9 protein-coding genes are annotated in these 17,139 nt (G+C 56.4%); 3 read left to right on the forward strand and 6 right to left on the reverse strand.

Annotation, left to right across the window (positions count from 1 at the left end; genetic code table 11):
- Positions 1 to 268 precede the first annotated feature (268 nt).
- From EII11_RS07945 to glpA, 6 genes are all read right to left on the reverse strand, one after another.
- Positions 269 to 538, reverse strand: coding sequence for a hypothetical protein (locus tag EII11_RS07945; RefSeq protein WP_124871236.1), 270 nt, complete (start codon positions 536 to 538; stop codon positions 269 to 271).
- Positions 539 to 684: 146 nt separating this feature from the next.
- Entirely contained in the window at positions 685 to 1,347 is a 663-nt protein-coding gene (locus tag EII11_RS07950; protein ID WP_124871240.1) for a hypothetical protein, read from the reverse strand.
- Positions 1,316 to 6,937, reverse strand: coding sequence for a DUF6531 domain-containing protein (locus EII11_RS07955; RefSeq protein WP_124871243.1), 5,622 nt, complete (start codon positions 6,935 to 6,937; stop codon positions 1,316 to 1,318). Before EII11_RS07955 ends, EII11_RS07950 begins: the two co-directional genes overlap by 32 nt.
- A gap of 223 nt (positions 6,938 to 7,160) precedes the next feature.
- Positions 7,161 to 8,414 (reverse strand): anaerobic glycerol-3-phosphate dehydrogenase subunit C, encoded by a 1,254-nt coding sequence (locus tag EII11_RS07960; RefSeq protein WP_124871246.1) that lies wholly within the window; start codon positions 8,412 to 8,414, stop codon positions 7,161 to 7,163.
- Positions 8,411 to 9,661, reverse strand: a complete 1,251-nt coding sequence (gene glpB / locus EII11_RS07965) for a glycerol-3-phosphate dehydrogenase subunit GlpB (RefSeq protein WP_124871249.1) — start codon at positions 9,659 to 9,661, stop codon at positions 8,411 to 8,413. The genes EII11_RS07960 and glpB overlap by 4 nt, the downstream gene beginning before the upstream one ends.
- Positions 9,658 to 11,244 carry an anaerobic glycerol-3-phosphate dehydrogenase subunit GlpA gene (gene glpA / locus EII11_RS07970; protein WP_124871253.1) on the reverse strand — a complete coding sequence of 529 codons (1,587 nt, stop codon included), beginning with the start codon at positions 11,242 to 11,244 and terminating at the stop codon, positions 9,658 to 9,660. The genes glpB and glpA overlap by 4 nt, the downstream gene beginning before the upstream one ends.
- 267 nt (positions 11,245 to 11,511) lie before the next feature.
- Here glpA and EII11_RS07975 point away from each other — a divergent pair, with 267 nt between their 5' ends.
- The 3 genes from EII11_RS07975 to pepN all read left to right on the forward strand — a co-directional run bounded on the left by EII11_RS07975 (position 11,512) and on the right by pepN (position 17,086).
- The gene (locus EII11_RS07975) at positions 11,512 to 13,539 is read left to right on the forward strand and encodes a M13 family metallopeptidase (RefSeq protein ID WP_124871256.1); all 2,028 of its coding nucleotides are present in this window, start codon (positions 11,512 to 11,514) and stop codon (positions 13,537 to 13,539) included.
- Positions 13,540 to 13,571: 32 nt separating this feature from the next.
- Complete coding sequence (locus EII11_RS07980) at positions 13,572 to 14,369, forward strand: AIM24 family protein (RefSeq protein WP_124871260.1); 798 nt, start codon at positions 13,572 to 13,574, stop codon at positions 14,367 to 14,369.
- A 161-nt stretch (positions 14,370 to 14,530) separates the two neighbouring features.
- The gene (gene pepN / locus EII11_RS07985; RefSeq protein ID WP_124871262.1) at positions 14,531 to 17,086 is read left to right on the forward strand and encodes an aminopeptidase N; all 2,556 of its coding nucleotides are present in this window, start codon (positions 14,531 to 14,533) and stop codon (positions 17,084 to 17,086) included.
- Positions 17,087 to 17,139 lie beyond the last annotated feature (53 nt).

The following is a 17,139-nucleotide window of genomic DNA, read 5'->3' on the forward strand; positions in this document are numbered from 1 at the left end:
CGGCATACAACTCCGAATGCTCAAACACCCACCGCGGACGAGACGACCCCTCATTAATCACCGACACAGAATAATGCTCACGCACACCCCCCTCCACAAAACGATCATACGCAAACTGACACCCACCCAACTGACCCCGACCAAACTCACCCGTACGAACCGACCGAGCCAAATTCACCATGACACTCTCCGCCAACAGATTCGCCTCGGCCCAAAACACAGTAGAACCGCCTGTTCCACCACCAAAGCGGTTCCCAAAGACCGCCACTCACTCAGGATTAGCCGTCGGTACAATCAACTCCACACGATAATCATCCCCACACAAAGGCTCCAACGATGCCAGCCCTTCTTCCACAGACAAGTCTTCATGACGCCACGACGCCGAATAGTTACTCAAACCATTCGCCCACTCAGCACTCCCCCGCACCGCAACCTCACCATCAGCACGAAGAAAAGCAATCCTGTTTGTGACCGGCACAAATCGCTCCCCAAACAAGGTAAAACGCTCATCTAAAACCGTCAGGAAAGGCATACCCATTATCCTCCTCCACGGGTTCGTCACCTGCGCACGCAAGTCTTAAATCATGGAGTCCGGCTTCACATCCGTAAAACCCCGGCGGTACTGCTCCTCATGGAAACTCCGCCGAATAGGACGCCGCGACTCCCACCCCTTCGCCTGCTCTATCATTCGGTAACACTCGTCGGCATAAAAATCCTCATCAAAAGGACGCAACCCCAACGCCGCACAATACTCAACCAACATTGCCGGAGTAAAACGATCCACCACCCGACCGCCCCACGATCCTCAAAATCGGCAAACGCCATAGAATGAAGGAAACGCCACCGTGGACGAGATGAACCCTCATTAATCACCGACACAGAATAATGCTCACGCACACCCCCATCCACAAAACGGTTATACGCAAACTGACACCCACCCAACTGACCCCGACCAAACTCACCCGTACGAACCGACCGAGCCAAACTCACCATAACCGTGTCGGCAGACAAATTGCTTTCTGCCCAATACGGTGATGTTCCACTACCACCAGCGAAGCTGTTACTAAATACGGCAGCCCATTCGGGATTACGTGTTGGCACAATCAACTCCACACGATAATCATCTCCACACAAAGGCTCCAAGGACGCCAAACCCTCCTCCACAGACAAGTCTTCATGACGCCACGACGCCAAATAATTATTCAAACTATTCGCCCATTCCGTGTTGCCAACTATCAAAGTCTGAGGATCAGCCCGTACAAATGTAAACATGTTCGTTGTTGGGACAAATCGCTCCCCAAACAATGTAAAGCGCTCATCTAAAGATGTCAGGAAAGGCGTAGCCATTATCTTCCTCCAAAATATATACCCGCCCCGAGGGGTCGTTGGCTCTGATACGTTCGGCATGACCAGGACCTCGAGTAGAGGCAGGCCCTTCATACTCAAAATAGTAACGTTCGCCTCTATGAGTGAACTGAAGGTCAGGGCGATTCACTCCAACACGATGTCCATCAATATTGACTTGCTGTTGATTAAGACGAATTTCTTGCGGCGTTACTCGGTGTTCTAACAGGAGGCGAATATGTTCGTGTACGGCATCGTTTTGCCTGCTGTTCCGGCCGATCACACGCCTCGTGTCACTCGTCGTCCCTCCGTGCTCAACAGTATCCAGAGCGCCCCGCTTGTCCCAGTCAAGCCATTCCGGCGGTTCTGGGTTCACGTTGATGTCGTTAGTTCGACGCGGCACCGATGGGATGTCTGTGTATTCCAGGGTAGGGCGCAACTGAGGCACAGATACATCAACATGTTTAAGGTTAGGAACATGGCCGATGCCACCGGTCACTGCGTTCTCTAGCGTTGCCCGCGAGACACTCCGAGCAAAGGTAGACAAGCTATGCGGCCCAGGGGTTTGGGAGTAATCCACAACCCCATCAATGAAGCCTCCAGAAGCGGTATCGACGGCAAAAGTACCAAAGCGTGATAAACCTTGACGGGCAATGACGCTGCTTGCTCCAGCTCCAAGCCCTCCGCTTACTCCGCCAATAAGCATATCGAGTCCGACAGTTGCAGGATCCACACTGCCGTTGAAATACTTCTGGGTACCAATCGACACCCCGCCACTGATAAGAGCGCCGGAGGCCGCCATCAATGCGATGCCCGCTGGACCGCCAACTCCGGTAAACATCAGTGCGACACCAGCAACAATGCCCACCCCACCCAGGACATACTCCCAGTTATCGCTCAACCACTCGCCCGCAACCCCAACAACCCCTCCAGGATGAGCAAAGGAGTTGTACAGAGCCAACTGAGAATCTGTTACCGGGGAAAGCCCCAGGGGGTCTTGAACATTGAGGGGATTGTTCGCCGCGTAGTTGTACGGGTGGTGCTCCCATACACTGCCCGCTGGAGCCACCATTGGATCGCGAGATACGAACTGCGTAGTGCTTGGATCATAGAGTCGCGCACCCATCCATTCCAACCCAGCAATACTCACACCTCCTGAAGGCATCACCTGCCACGCTGAGGCGTCAACACTATTGGCACCAGCACGCCACGGGTTACTTTGTTGAGATGCCCTTCCTGGACGCCACTGTGAGCCAGGCACCTGCCCCTCGGCGACACTCCCCCCTCCAGGAAGAGCAAAGATTGATACTCCATCGGCTCCTGTTAAGCACGGCAACCCTGCTGCACTATCCCACCACAGTTGAGATTCATTGATTGATTGGAGTTCACCCAAGGCATTCACATGCGTGTCAATCGTGCGGGAGGTACCACTGTCCTCTACAAGGGTCACGGCTGACAACCAGCCTCGTTCATCCCAGGAGTAGCGCTTCTCCACGCCATGCTGACTGCGTTCGCTCACGCGCCTACCAACACCGTCATAGGAAAAGACCCTATAGTCGCCGTTACTGTAACGGATACGAGTCAACTGACTTGCGGCGTCATACACAAACTCTGATGACCGTCCACCATCACAATGGCGCACAAGGCGTCCTACCTCGTCATAATCCCACCGTTGACTAGACTCGGCACTGCGCGCAGACACAAGCTGATGCGCATCGTCATACTCATAGGTAAACACCTGCCCGTCACTCTCGTGACGGATGATTCGCCCCCAGGTGTCGCGCTCAACCTCGGTAAGGCTCACCTGAAGCGCGGGAACTCCCTGCCCCTTATCGTGGCTGACAACGCTGTGTCGAGAAACGTAGCCCTGATCGTACTCCCAGCGTTGTGTGGTTCCGTTTACCGTGGAGGAAACAAGACGACCGTCAGAATCGTACTCGCACAGAAACCGGCCAATAACGGGATGGTCAATAGACTGAAGGTAACCGCGCTCATCGTAGCGGTAAGACATCCTCGTACCATCGGGGCTGACATATGCACTACGCCGACCGAGCTGGTCATACTCCCAATGAGACTCCTCAACGCTCCGCGCAATCCCTTCCCTGTGACCCCAATCGCTTCGCTTCCGAATAAGCCTCCCCATCCGGTCATACACCAAGCTGTGTTGCATCGCCGGTGCGTGCGGGTCAGAATGGTCAGTCACCCGAAGTGTACGATTAACCAGATCACGCTCGACTCGACTGAGCAAACGTCCATCAGCGTAAACAGCCTCCCGAGCACCGTTCGCATCATAAGTGAAGGATAAAGTAACTCCTTCGGGGTTTGTCTGGGAAAGTACCCGCCCTGCCGCATCATAAGTAGCAGTAGTGCTGCGGCCAAGAGGATCAGTAACACTCGTGACACGCCCCAGATCATTGTAGGTTCGCACAGTTCGACCGCCGCGAGGATCAATAATTGCCACGACTCGCCCCTGAGCGTCATACTCGTAACGAGTCACCCCACCCACACCATTGATGGCCTTGACCATCTGACCAGCCGCGTCATAGGAAAAACGACGAATCCCCGTCAAAGAATCCCGCTGATAGACCACGCGCCCACACACGTCGTAACGGAATACGCTCCTGCCTTGCCCCGGTACCCACGCTTCTAGAAGTCGCCCACATACGTCATAGATGAACTCTGAGCGCTCGCCCAGGGGAGAGATTCGTGCCACCACGCGAGAATCAGCATCGTACTCAAAGCTAGACCGCGCACCTCCAGGACCCTCCACGCTGAGTACGCGGCCACACGCATCATAGGTATATCCTGTGCTCCTCCCATCAGGTGCAACATGCTCAATGACGCGCCCCGCGCGATCTCTCCGAAAGACCGCCAGCCCGCCCTCAGCGTCAAGCACCTCAACCGGTCGACCCGCAGCATCATAGGTAATGACACTGTCCACGCCATACATATCAGATGTCTGAGTCGGCCGACCATAGGCATCAAAACTAATCCCATAATCAGAATGCCCATCGCCACTGACTGTCGCAATCGAATCCCCATTTGCCGCTGGCTTCATCTGGTGAGTTCGGCCAGTGGGGTCAACCATGCCAATCACACGGCCAACAGCGTCGTAGTCCTTCTTCCACCGAGAACCCTCAGGTGAGACAACTTCCCGCATACGCGACAGGGCATCAAAAGAAAAAACAAACTCCGCCCCATCAGGCAACGTCAAGCGTTCAACATTTCCGGCATCATCAACACCACGCTCCACAACGCGGCCCAGCGGATCACAAGTACGAACACACTCGCCATGCGCCCCATATTCCATAGTTGTGACCGCGCCCGCCGGGTCGACCACTGCCAATAGACGCCCCTCTTGCGAACGCTTAAAACGCCAGACAGCACCGTCAGGTTCCTCCCGCTCAATGACGTGTCCATGATAGTCGTAGGTCAGACGGGTAACAGCCCCACCCGGACTCACCGCCTCAATAACACGCCCAGAGGCATCACGAATAATCCTAGCAACCGCACCATCAGGATTACTCGTCGCAATCAGGTCACCATACTCGTCATACTCGAAACCAACAAATACACCCTCTGGATCCGTGACCCGCTTGAGCAGACCTCCCATCCATTCCAGAGAAGTCACCGCCCCCAACGGATCAATAATCTGACACGGCTGGCGATCTCCATCCGACGCATAAACGTACCGAAGAACGCTTCCCTCTTCCGTCATCATCGTGGTCAGACGATCATGCGCATCCCACTCCAAGGAAACTCGACCGCCCGAAGGCAATACCGATTGAGTGCGTCGCCCTCGCTGATCGTAGATATGAACAGTCTCCTGACCAGCACGATCCCGACTCAACACAACATTGCCGTACTGGTCGTAAGACATGGACTGGCGGTTCCCATCCGCATCCACTACACCCAAGAGCCTGCCTCGATTGTCAGACACCCACACGTTTGCGCGTGAATCATCCCGATCGGTTACTGCAGTCACCCCACCTGGCAGATAGCGGAACACAACCTCACGTCCAAAACGAGTCCGCTGGCACCGTACTCGCCCGCACTCGTCATACTCGTTCTCCACCTCGCGCACCCCATCAGCAGAGGTAACAGCACGCAAAAGGGAGTTGTCGTCCCACTCGTATTGACGAAGCACTCCCTCCTTCGTTCTCACCTCACACAGACGCCCCAAATCGTCATAGAGGTAGTCACAATGCTTTCCGTCACTGGTCAAAGCACGCGCAACATGCCCGTCAACGTATTCAAAACTAATGCCGCGTCCACGTTGGTGACGAAGACCGATAACCTCCCCATCGACACTGCGTTCAACACGTATCCCAACGGAATCACTCATTTCACCAAGCCACACACCAGAACAAGAAAACAGCCACCGGCTACCGGAGTTGTCACTAACCACCCAGCAGGCTTCTTCCCTCGTCATCAGCGGTGCGAAAAAAGGATCGCTCCCAGATTCATCTAGAGTCAACCAATAATGTTGCCCACTAGCGCGCGTTTCCTTTCCTTCAGGAGCAGGAAAGGAAACATACCGTCCGTCAGCCATCACCCACGTCCACACATCATCTGTCTGGATAAGACGCTGGTCCAAAACCGACATCCACCCCTGACCAAAAACACCCGAATGAGATGCCAAAGAGTTATACATTCGTGTTAGACGCAACGAGGCTGAACCACCTGAGAAGGCAAAATCAACCTCAGGCTCAATAAAGTTACCGGTCGCCACATTCACCGGATCAAGAGCGTAGCCCGTTCCGGGACGAAACCCCGACAACACTGGCGAGGTAATATCCAGATCCTCACGATGTACAGTGACACCGGCTACACGCAACGCCTCAATGAGTGCAGCATCAGGCAAGGACGTAGAGACATCCCCCACCGCCCCCGCAGCTTCAAACGCCTGCGCAACAGTTTCCAACCACGTTACCTCAAGCCCATTAAGGTCATGCCAATGTGGGAGCGTTGTCGGAATGGTTCCAAAGTCAAGGTTGCCGTATTGGCATTGATTCGGAAAGTCCGCGATATCTGCCAGCAATCGTTCAATTGAAGGAAGTCCCCCGCGCGCACCTATAAGCATTTGCGCTGCAGAACGAAGATTCTCTGGGTACGCTGCCGAAATGCCTCCACTCATCCCTAAGCGACGATCATGCTCCCTACGTCGAACACTAGGGGAAGGAACTGCACACGAGGGTAGAACATCCGGGGCGAAGGGAGGAATACCAGCCTCTCCGAAGAAATCATCGTAGAGAAGTTCCCACCAGTCATCATGTTCAGCCATGTACTGTCGAACCTGCGCCCTGCGACGGTTCTCTTTTGCGGCCTCTGCCGCGATCCAGTCCACGTACTCGGCAGCACAATGTAGCGCATCCACAATCTCCTCAGCATCGAGACGTGCCACCCGCATGTTGTCGGTGAAAACCCGAGAAAAATACCCCGCAAACCCCTCCTCAGCTCGACGCTGAGCGTTTCCTAGCTGCTGCTCAAAGGTTCCCACCGCCGTAGCCATGGCACGCAACGACACCGCAAGTCGATCAGCAAAATGAAAACTGAAACGAAGAGGAGCCTCATACTCACCAAAAACTGACACGCCAACCCCCACAGCCCGCACAGAAAACCCTGATTAAACAATCATCAATTTAGCAGAGAAGCACTACTCCACGCGGGCTAACTCCCCCTCTACTCACAAATTCGTCGTGAGGTTACGTGCGTGCTCGGGACAGGACGAAGCACTCCTTTTTATCCCAAGTACGCCCCTAGCAAATGGTCGCACCTGTACAACCGCACGTTGACAGCATTATAGAAATCCGTATTCAGCTCAGGCCATAGGCCTTGTGAATCAGCCAGATGGGGTGGACAACATTGGCGCCAGTCGCGGTACGCAACTGCCAACGGCAGGTCTCCGTATCGCAGGCCGCCAGCTCAGCATTGACCTGCTTAATGAAGTCAAAGACGGGCTGGCCCACAGCCTGGGCAATGTCGTACTTTTCTTTCTTCACACCATAGGTACCGGCCATACCGCAGCAGGGCTGACCAGACTCAACAACCTTCACTCCAGGAATCAAACCCATCAGCTCCACTGCAGGCATGCCCATGCCAGCGCTCTTGAGCTGGCAGGGAGCGTGGTAGGGAATGGTCAAATCCATATGCTGGAAATTCAGGTCCAGCGTGCCCTCGTCGTACAGATCCATAAGAAACTCACAAATATCGCGGGTGCGCACCGACACATCGTTGAGCTCAGGCGTATCCATACGCAAGATGTCCTTGGCCTCGTGCTTGAGCATGCCACCACAAGAACCCGACGCAGTCACGATCAAAGCATCACGGTTCGCCGCACGCAGGTCATTGCTCAGACGAGAAACATACTTGCGCGCATCGTCGTAGAGGCCATTGGACTGTAGAGCCAACCCACAACAGCCGTGAGGTGGGACAAGCACCTCATAGCCCAAGTGCTCTAGAACCTGCACCGAGTGGATGGAGGTCTCAACCTCGAAATATTCACCCGCGCAGCCGTGGAAGAAGATCACCTGCTGCCCATTCGTGCCAGCATTAGGCAGGGGCGTGTGCTTCTTGAACCACGACTCGAAGGTGCGCGTCTGAGCAACCGGCATGGGAGCTGATCGGTGAATACCAATAACAGCCTCGGTAATAATGCGGATCGGTTTGACCCCCAGCGCCCAGTTAGCAATCGGCGCCACGGGGGTCATGACCTTGCCCATAAAGGTTGTACGGGCAATGAGTTTATCGCGCAGGGAAATACCCTTGGCTTCCTTCATGGCGGTGCGGGCATGATGGTTAATCTCCGCTACCTTCACACCCTGCGGGCAGACAAGCGTGCAGGTGCCGCACGAGGAACAGTAATCAATGGAGGAATCCACGATCTGGCCGTCCTTGCGGTAGCGCTCCCCCTGCGGGCCAACAAACTTGGGGCCGGGGAACAAATCCGTGACGCGAGCAACCGGGCACTGTGTCTCGCAGATCGTGCACTTCACGCAGGCATCCAAGGTGGAGCGCAGACCAAAGTCTTCTTCGCTCAGGTCAAGGATTGACATGTGTTCGACGGTCATCGCAATGCCTCCACAATCGAATCAGCAGCTCGCACGGCAGTTGCCAGGGCAATACCTTCGCCAGACTTTTCACGCCAGCGGGTTGCCCCCGACAAGCAGCCGCCCGCTGCACGCACATTCTCCAACACGACGGCACCGTCCTCGTCAACGGGGCGCATCTGGTCATCAACAGCAATACCCGACAGGAACAAGGGCTGATCGGCACCCCAAAAGTCAGCGTGAAGCAACTGACCTTCGGTGCCCACCAGGGGCAGGCCAAGAACGGTGTCACGCACCACGCAATAGGAATCCATCTCCAGCGCCCCAGATTCAAAACCGCCTGCAGCAAGGACAAAATGCGAAGCACGCAAAACCTTGTGGTGACCCGCCGAAGAGACAGTCACGGATACGAGTCGGCCGTCCTTTTCTTCGTGGTCGATAACAGCCGCTCCCATGAGGATACGCGCCTTGCCCTTCGCGATCTCGGTCAGCGCTTGATTGAGGCGCATGCCCGGAACCGACGGCGGCGGAAGAGGAATCTCAAAGACCTCATGGCCCAGCTTGTCGCGGATATCCTTCCACGCATTGAGGTCATTCAAACCCAACACTGCAGGCAAACCAACAACATCGCCCTCCTTGAGGTGGGGCTTGACGGCGGCCACAAGACGATCGCGCGCCTCTTCCGTGTCGAAAGCACGAGCGTGGTTGACGCCATTAGTGTCGTACTCACCGGGGCGGATCTCCACATCCACGGTGATGGCGCGAGCCTGAAGCGGGCCGCCTTGGATTGTCGTTTGACGAGCAAGATTGTTCGCAATGAGCAGAGCAGAAAAGTCCTTCAGGCGCTCAAGACCGACAATCACATAGTGCTTACCGTGGGTGGGTACACCCGCCATCATTGACGGTTGGGGCAAAGCGGTGGGGCGAAGCGCACCAACAGCGGTCGGCAAGATGACGTTGTGCTCCGGGTCCCCCACTAGGAGATCTTCTCCGAGCAGATCGCGCAACCAGCGGGCAGCCTCGCCAATCTCAGCGGGCGTGAAGTGAGTGTACGGGTGGCCGGGGCGCGAACGGATATAGGCGGGAATCTTCTCCAGAGGCGCACCGACCTTTTCGGGAGCATAGCCAAGAATATCGATAGTGCCCTGACTGAGCTGTAAACCACCAATACCCTTAGTGACCAGGGTGACTGACGCTCCTTGGTCGGCCAAACGAATAGCGGCTGCCAAGCCTGCAATACCGGCTCCAATAACGACCGCGTCCCTCATCGTACGACCTCCTTCGCCCCTTCAGGCAGGTGCTCAACGTCCAAGATTCCCTCATGAATCCACTCATCCAACGCGCTCTGGCGAACCTGCCCGCCATAGAGGATGGGCCACAGGCCGATCCAACGGTTCTTGAGGAACAGGCGCAGCAGCCCTGTTGCACGCTCAATATCAACATCACCGCGCTCGTGAGCAATGGCGGTGGCACGCTGTGAGCAAAAGCCTCCCTGACAGGGACCCATACCCAAACGGACCTGGCGGCGCACATCATCAAGGTTGCCCTGAGGAAGGTCATCCATGGCCTTCTCCAGCATCTGCTTGGTGACAAGCTCGCATTCGCAGATGATCTGCTGGGATGTTGGGGATTTTCCGGCTTTCTCAACCTCGTGGAGGCGGTGCCCAATAGCGTAAGTGTGACCATCTTCAGCAGCGGGCACGGCTTCATCGGCCGTACGGCAGGGGCGATTCTCCCCCATTTGTTCACACATGTGATCAACAATGCGTTCTGCCATCAGACGGTAGGTGGTGAGTTTACCGCCCGCGATGGTCAACAGACCGCCCAGGCCATCGCGCTGTTTATGGTCGACAACGCTCATGCCGCGGCCCATATGGCGAGTGTCAGACTCAGAGACTCGAGAATCCTTGACGAGGGGGCGGGCGCCAGCCCAAGCGTGGATGGCACGCGACTTTCTAAAGCCGGGAATCATTGCCTCGCCTGCGTCAAGCATCTGCTGAACTTGAATCTGCGGGATTGGAAGATCGTCGGGATCTTCGGCACGAATGTCAGTAGTTCCAATGATGCACACGGGGTGAACAGGGACGAGGATGTCGCCGTCTGCCGGGTACACGCAGCGGTTGATCACGCTTTGGCTGAGGCGGTGGTTCATGGCGATCATGATGCCGGCTCCGGGAACAACCTCAACCCCGTGGCAGTCAGCCATTTCGGCGAGCTTACCTGCCCACGGGCCACCACAGTTTAGGACAAAGCGACATTCGATCAGTACGTCTTCGCCGGAGCGTTCATCATGGGCGAGGACGGCGCTGACCTGGTCATTCTCGCGGAGAATCTGCGTGACGCGGTGGTAGGTAAGGAGTTTGGCGCCGTAGGCTTTCGCTGAACGTACCGCTCCCCACACCATTTGCCAGCCATCAACAGTGCCGTCCTCGACTTCGAAGGCTCGTTTGATGCCGGGGTGTAGTCGAGGTTCGCGGCGGAGGGCCTCGGCAATGGAAATCTCTGCGGCAGGAACTTTCGTGGCATTTGCGGCGGCGATGAAGCCGTCAGCGTAGTCCTCATCATCTTCGGGGGTGACCACGAAGAGGCCACCGCTGGCCTCAACAGCATTGGCGTTGATGCGTTTAAGGATGGCGTTTTCCTCAGCACATTCGGTTGCGGAGTGGGGGTCTGAGACGACGTAGCGACCGCCGGAGTGGAGGAGACCGTGGTAGCGGCCCGACGTACCTTGGGCGAGGTCGCCGCGCTCAATGAGAACAGCGTCGAATCCTCGCATTGCGACGTCACGGATGACGCCAGCGCCGGTGGAACCGCCACCGATGACAACGACATCAGTCCTCATTGTCTTCATGTCCGCATCACTCTTTTCATGTCCGTCCATGGGGCGCGCATTTAACCACAGGGCGCCTTTGCCTACCATCTGAGATCAATCATCTCGTGTTTCCATCCCAGATGGCGGGACGTTCACCCCTATTGAACATATGTGCACACACTGTCAGAATCACGGGGCGAGAGAACACGATGCCTTAAGCGGACAAAACTCACGCCACAAGAGCGACACTCCCAGCAGAAAGTTCTATCCCTCCACCTGCCGACTCCACACTCTAGGCTTAAGCCCATGGAAACAACTCTTCTGGCCCGCGTTCTCGACACCACTTTGATGGATGGCACCATCCGCCCCCAAGACGACTATTTCCGCCATATCAACGGCACTTGGCTGCGCGAACACACCATCCCCGCTGACCGGCCCACAGACGGCGCTTTCTATACGCTCCGTGACCTGTCAGAAGAACGCGGTAAAGCAATCGTCACCGACGCCATCGCCGGAACAATTGTTGACCCAGACGCCGCCAAAATTGCCACCCTTTATACGCAATTCATGGACGAAGACGCCATCGAAGCCGCCGGCGTCACTCCGATCCTTCCTCTGTTCGACGCACTACGTGATGCTGCAGACCACGACAGTCTTGCGCAGCTCGCAGGCAGCCTTGCTCGCACCGGTATCTCCACATTCTTTGGTGCCTACGTCGGTAACGACCTCAACGACACCACCCGATACGTGACACACCTTGGACAAGCCGGCCTCGGCCTTCCCGACGAGTCCTACTACCGCGAGGACACATACGCCGCCATTCGGGATGCCTACCTTGCCCACATCGAACGCGCCTTGAGCATGAGCACCTGGGCCGTTGACTACGCACAGGCTGAAGCTTCCAAACTTGCACGCTCCGTCATGGATTTTGAAACCGCACTGGCTGACCTCCATTGGGATGCCGTCACCCTGCGCGACACCCAAAAGGCAAATAACCCCCATTCCTGGGCTCAAATCGTCGCCGACTACCCCGGTTTCGACTGGAATGCATGGGCCCGCAGCGCCGGATACGCGCCCACCGAAGGCACCGATCTCAATGTTGGTCAACCCGATTGCATTCAAGGAGCTGCTCTCCTTTGGCAAAACACTCCCCTTCCCACTCTCAAAGCATGGCTTGCGCGTAAGATCGTTGACTCCTACTCATCACTACTTTCACGCGAGTTTGTCAACGAATCCTTCGACTTCTACTCGCGCACCCTCGCGGGCACCGAGGAACTTCGCCCACGGTGGAAGCGCGCTATGTCCCTCGTTGAAGGCACCCTCGGAGAGTCGTTGGGGCGCCTATGGGTGGAACGTCACTTCCCTCCCGCACACAAGGACGCCATGGATGACCTCGTCCGCAGGCTTCTCGACGCTTACGGCGATTCCATCCGCGCCCTGGATTGGATGAGCGACGCCACCAAAACCCGTGCGCTCGAAAAGCTCGCCACCTTCAACCCCAAGATCGGCTACCCAAACAAGTGGCGCGACTACACGGCCCTCGTTATCTCCCCCGAAGCGACACTGGTCGATAACATTCGTGCGGCAGCCGACTTCGAAACAGACTACGAGTGGGGCAAACTGGGCACACCGGTCGACCGTGATGAGTGGTTTATGACCCCTCAGACAGTCAACGCCTACTACAACCCCACAATGAATGAGATCGTCTTCCCGGCAGCGATCCTCCAACCTCCATTCTTCGACGTTGAGGCCGACCCTGCCGTGAACTTTGGGGCCATTGGCGCGGTGATTGGTCACGAAATCGGTCACGGTTTTGACGATCAGGGATCACAATTCGATGCTCAGGGGAACCTGACGAACTGGTGGGAAGATGACGACCGCCAGCGTTTTGAAGATCGAACTCGGGCACTTATTGCCCAATATGACGCGTGTGTTCCAGCAGCTCTTGCGGATTTGGAAGGACCTGAAGACGGCTACCACGTCAATGGTGCGCTCACAATTGGCGAGAACATCGGCGACCTTGGCGGTCTCACCATTGCGTGGAAGGCATGGATAGCGCTGCTCAAGGAACAGGGTGTTGACCGAGTCGAGGATGCTCCCATCATTGATGGACTCAGTGGCGCTGAACGTTTCTTTGCCTCGTGGGCTCGGGCATGGCGCTCCAAGGCTCGCAACGAGTACGCGATCCAGCTCCTCGCTATTGATCCCCACTCCCCTGCAGAATTCCGCTGCAACCAGGTGCTGGCCAATATGGACGCCTTCGCTGACACCTTCCATGTCTCTGCGGGAGATGTTCTCTGGATTGCTCCAGAGGATCGCGTTCGCATCTGGTAGCCCCAACACCCCCTAAATAGAAAGAACTTTTCATGGCTTTTCTCGTGCGCAACCTCATCGACAATGACGACATCACCCTGGTTCAGTCCCTGGGAGCCTTCGATATTGTCGAATACGAGCGCGACTTGTCAGTGGATATGGCCTCGGCACAGACGGCTTACTTTGCCAGCAAGATGAATGTGCGACGCCGCCAAGCGATTGCCAAGCTCAATAATTCCGCTGTGACTGTCCAGGCCGGCGCAATGCAATGGACAGTAGGCAATGTCTCTTTAACCAGTGGGGTCAAGGGCGCTGGGGACCTACTGGGCAAGATGCTGCGTAGCACCGTGACAGGCGAGTCAGCGATCAAACCTGAATACAGCGGAAGCGGCCTTGTCGCCCTTGAACCGACATATAAGCACCTTCTTGCGGTGGACCTGGCCGACTGGAATGGCAGCCTCGTTGTTGAGGACGGCATGTTCCTCGCATGCGAAGCAACGGTGCAGCAAAAGCTTGTTGCTCGTTCCAATGTATCTTCTGCCCTTGCCGGCGGGGAGGGGTTTTTCAATCTCGCCTTGGCTGGTCAAGGTGTGGTCCTTTTGGAATCTTTCGTTCCTCGTGCAGAGCTCATTGAGGTGGAGCTTCACGATGATGTGCTCAAGATTGATGGTTCCTTGGCGGTCGCATGGTCGGCGTCTTTGAACTTCACGGTTGAGCGCAGCTCGAAAAGCCTGTTGGGCTCAATGGCCTCTGGAGAAGGTCTGGTCAATGTGTATTCAGGCACTGGACGTGTTCTTATGTCTCCTGTGGCCAGCACTTCGCCCCTGCTCAATGCCGTTCCTCAAGCCTGAGCACTCAAGGGAATCACTGCAGAGAGTGAACATTTGAACTGCTCCCAGTGTTGATTCGTGCGTTTGTCCGAACAACGTGGGAGAATGGCACGGTTGAGCGTCTTCGGATGCTGGTGCATAACTACTGCTTATTCCATCCGTTTCACAAGGAAGGTCTCCGAATGCCGGGTCTGAATCTTACCCGTGACGAAGCGGCGCAACGCGCCCAAGCGATTACGGCTGTCCATCACTACAACATTGAGCTTGATCTCAGCGGTGATGATAAGGACTTCCGTTCGCGCACCACGATCACTTTTGATGCGGTTCCAGGTTCGTCAACCTTTGCTGACCTGGTTTCGGATTTCATCCACTCCATTGAACTCAATGGCGAGGCTGTCCCTGCCAGCGCTCACGCCGACCACCGTATTTCTCTGGAGAATCTTGCAGAGAACAATACTCTGGTGGTGGATGCTAACTGCCAGTACATGCATACCGGCGAGGGTCTGCACCGTTTCGTTGACCCTGCTGACGGCAAGTCGTACTGCTACTCCCAGTTCGAGGTGCCAGATGCTCGTCGCGTGTACGCCTCCTTCGAGCAGCCCGATCTGAAGGCCACCTTCACCTTCACGGTGACTGTGCCCGCTGGATGGATGGTCTTCTCCAACGCACCTACCCCCGAGCCGGAGAAGAACGAGGCTACCTGGACCTACCGTTTCGCTGAGACCGAGCGTATGTCCACCTACATCACCGCTGTGGTGGCTGGCCCCTACGAGGGCGTGACCGACTCCCTCGTTTCTTCTGACGGCCGCACCATTGACCTGGGTGTCTACTGCCGCGCTTCCCTGCTTGAGCACCTCGACCACGAGCGCATTATTGACACCACAAAGAAGGGGTTTGCATTCTTTGAGAAGCAGTACGGCATCGCCTACCCCTTCACTAAGTACGATCAGATTTTTGTGCCCGAGTACAACGCTGGCGCTATGGAGAACGCAGGCTGCGTGACCTTCCGCGACCAGTACATCTTCCGCACTCGTCCCACTCATGCTCAGCTTGAAACCCGTGCGAACACGATTTTGCACGAACTTGCTCACATGTGGTTTGGCGATCTGGTCACCATGAAGTGGTGGAACGACCTGTGGCTCAACGAATCTTTCGCTGAGTTCATGTCCCACTTTGCTTTGGCTGAGGGCACCGAGTTCGTTGACGCATGGATCGGTTTTGGCCTGCGTAAGGACTGGGGTATGCGCCAGGATCAGCTACCCACCACCCACCCCATCAAGGCCGAGATCCGTGATCTGGCTGACGTTGAGGTGAACTTTGATGGCATCACCTACGCCAAGGGTGCCGCTGTGCTGCGCCAACTGGTGGCTTACGTCGGCCGTGAAGCCTTCCTTGAGGGTATTCACGAGTACCTGACGAAGCACTCCTACTCCAATGCCACCCTGGCTGATCTGCTTGCTGAGCTGGAAAAGGCTTCGGGCCGCGACCTCACCGCATGGTCAAAGGTGTGGCTGGAGGAAGCTGGCATCACCCTGCTGCGTCCCGTCATTGAAACCGGCGAGGACGGTGCCCTGACACGTTTGGCCATTGCTCAAGAGTCCTTCTCTGAAGGCTCCTCCCTGCGTCCCCACCGCCTGGCTGTTGCAGGCTACTCTCTGGTAGATGGCGCGATTGAGCGCGTCTTCCATGAGGAACTTGACGTTGACGGTGAGGTGACCGAGGTTGAATCAGCAGCCGGTATTGCTCGCCCGGATCTGATTCTGGTCAACGACGGGGATCTTGCTTACGCCAAGGTTCGCCTTGATGAGGAATCTTTGGCTTTCGCCACCGCAAACATCGCTTCTTTCACTGACCCGTTGACTCGTAGTGTGCTGATGTCGACGGCATGGGATATGTGCCGCGACGGTGAGATGCCTGCTCGCGCCTACCTCAACCTCGCTCTGGCTGCCCTGCCTGTTGAGGACAACGCCATGATGCTTCAACTGGCCCTGCGCCGCCTGGATGAAGCTCTGCGTACTTTCGTGTCGCCTGAGTACCGCACCGAGACTATTGCCGAGGTTGCTGAGCGTCTACTGCTCTTGGCCCGCACGGCCGCATCAGGTTCGGATCAGCAGCAAATGCTGGTGCGTGCTGCCGCCCACAACGCCGCTACCCCCGCCCAGTTTGATGCCCTCAAGCTGCTGTACTCGGGCGAAGAAACCCTGTCGGGTCTTGACCTTGACGTTGACCTGAAGTGGGAACTCCTCATTGCTCTGGTGCGTGGTGGGGTTGCTGATGAAGCCGACATCGCGGCACTTGAGGCCGAGGACGACACGATGACGGGACGTCAGAACGCTGCGTGCGCTCGCGCTGCTCGTTCGGATGCGTATGTCAAGGCTGAGGCGTGGGAATCTATCCTGCGTGACCCCTCCCTGCCCAATGACACACGTTGGTCGATGGTGGCGGGTTTCTGGGCACAGGCTCGCGTGACCCCTGAGCTCTACATCCCCTTCGTTGAGGACTACTTCTCTTCCCTTGAGTCCGTGTGGGCAGAGAACACCTTCCACACCGCTGAGGATATGGTGACTCTCATGTTCCCCTCAGCCATTGCCGGTTACAGCACTGAGGTGGATCTGGTCGCTCTTGGCAATGCCTGGATCGCTGAGCACCCCGATGTGTCGCAGGCGTTGATCCGTATCCTTCGCGAGCGCATCTCTGTGGTGGAGCGTATGCTCGCTGCCCAAGCGGCAGACGTCTGAGCTGGGATGGTAAGGCGTTTCGCCTGACCTGATCGTGTACGGAACCCTGTCCG

This window comes from Schaalia canis (assembly GCF_003858455.1).
In the GTDB taxonomy this organism is placed as follows: Bacteria; Actinomycetota; Actinomycetes; order Actinomycetales; family Actinomycetaceae; genus Pauljensenia; species Pauljensenia canis.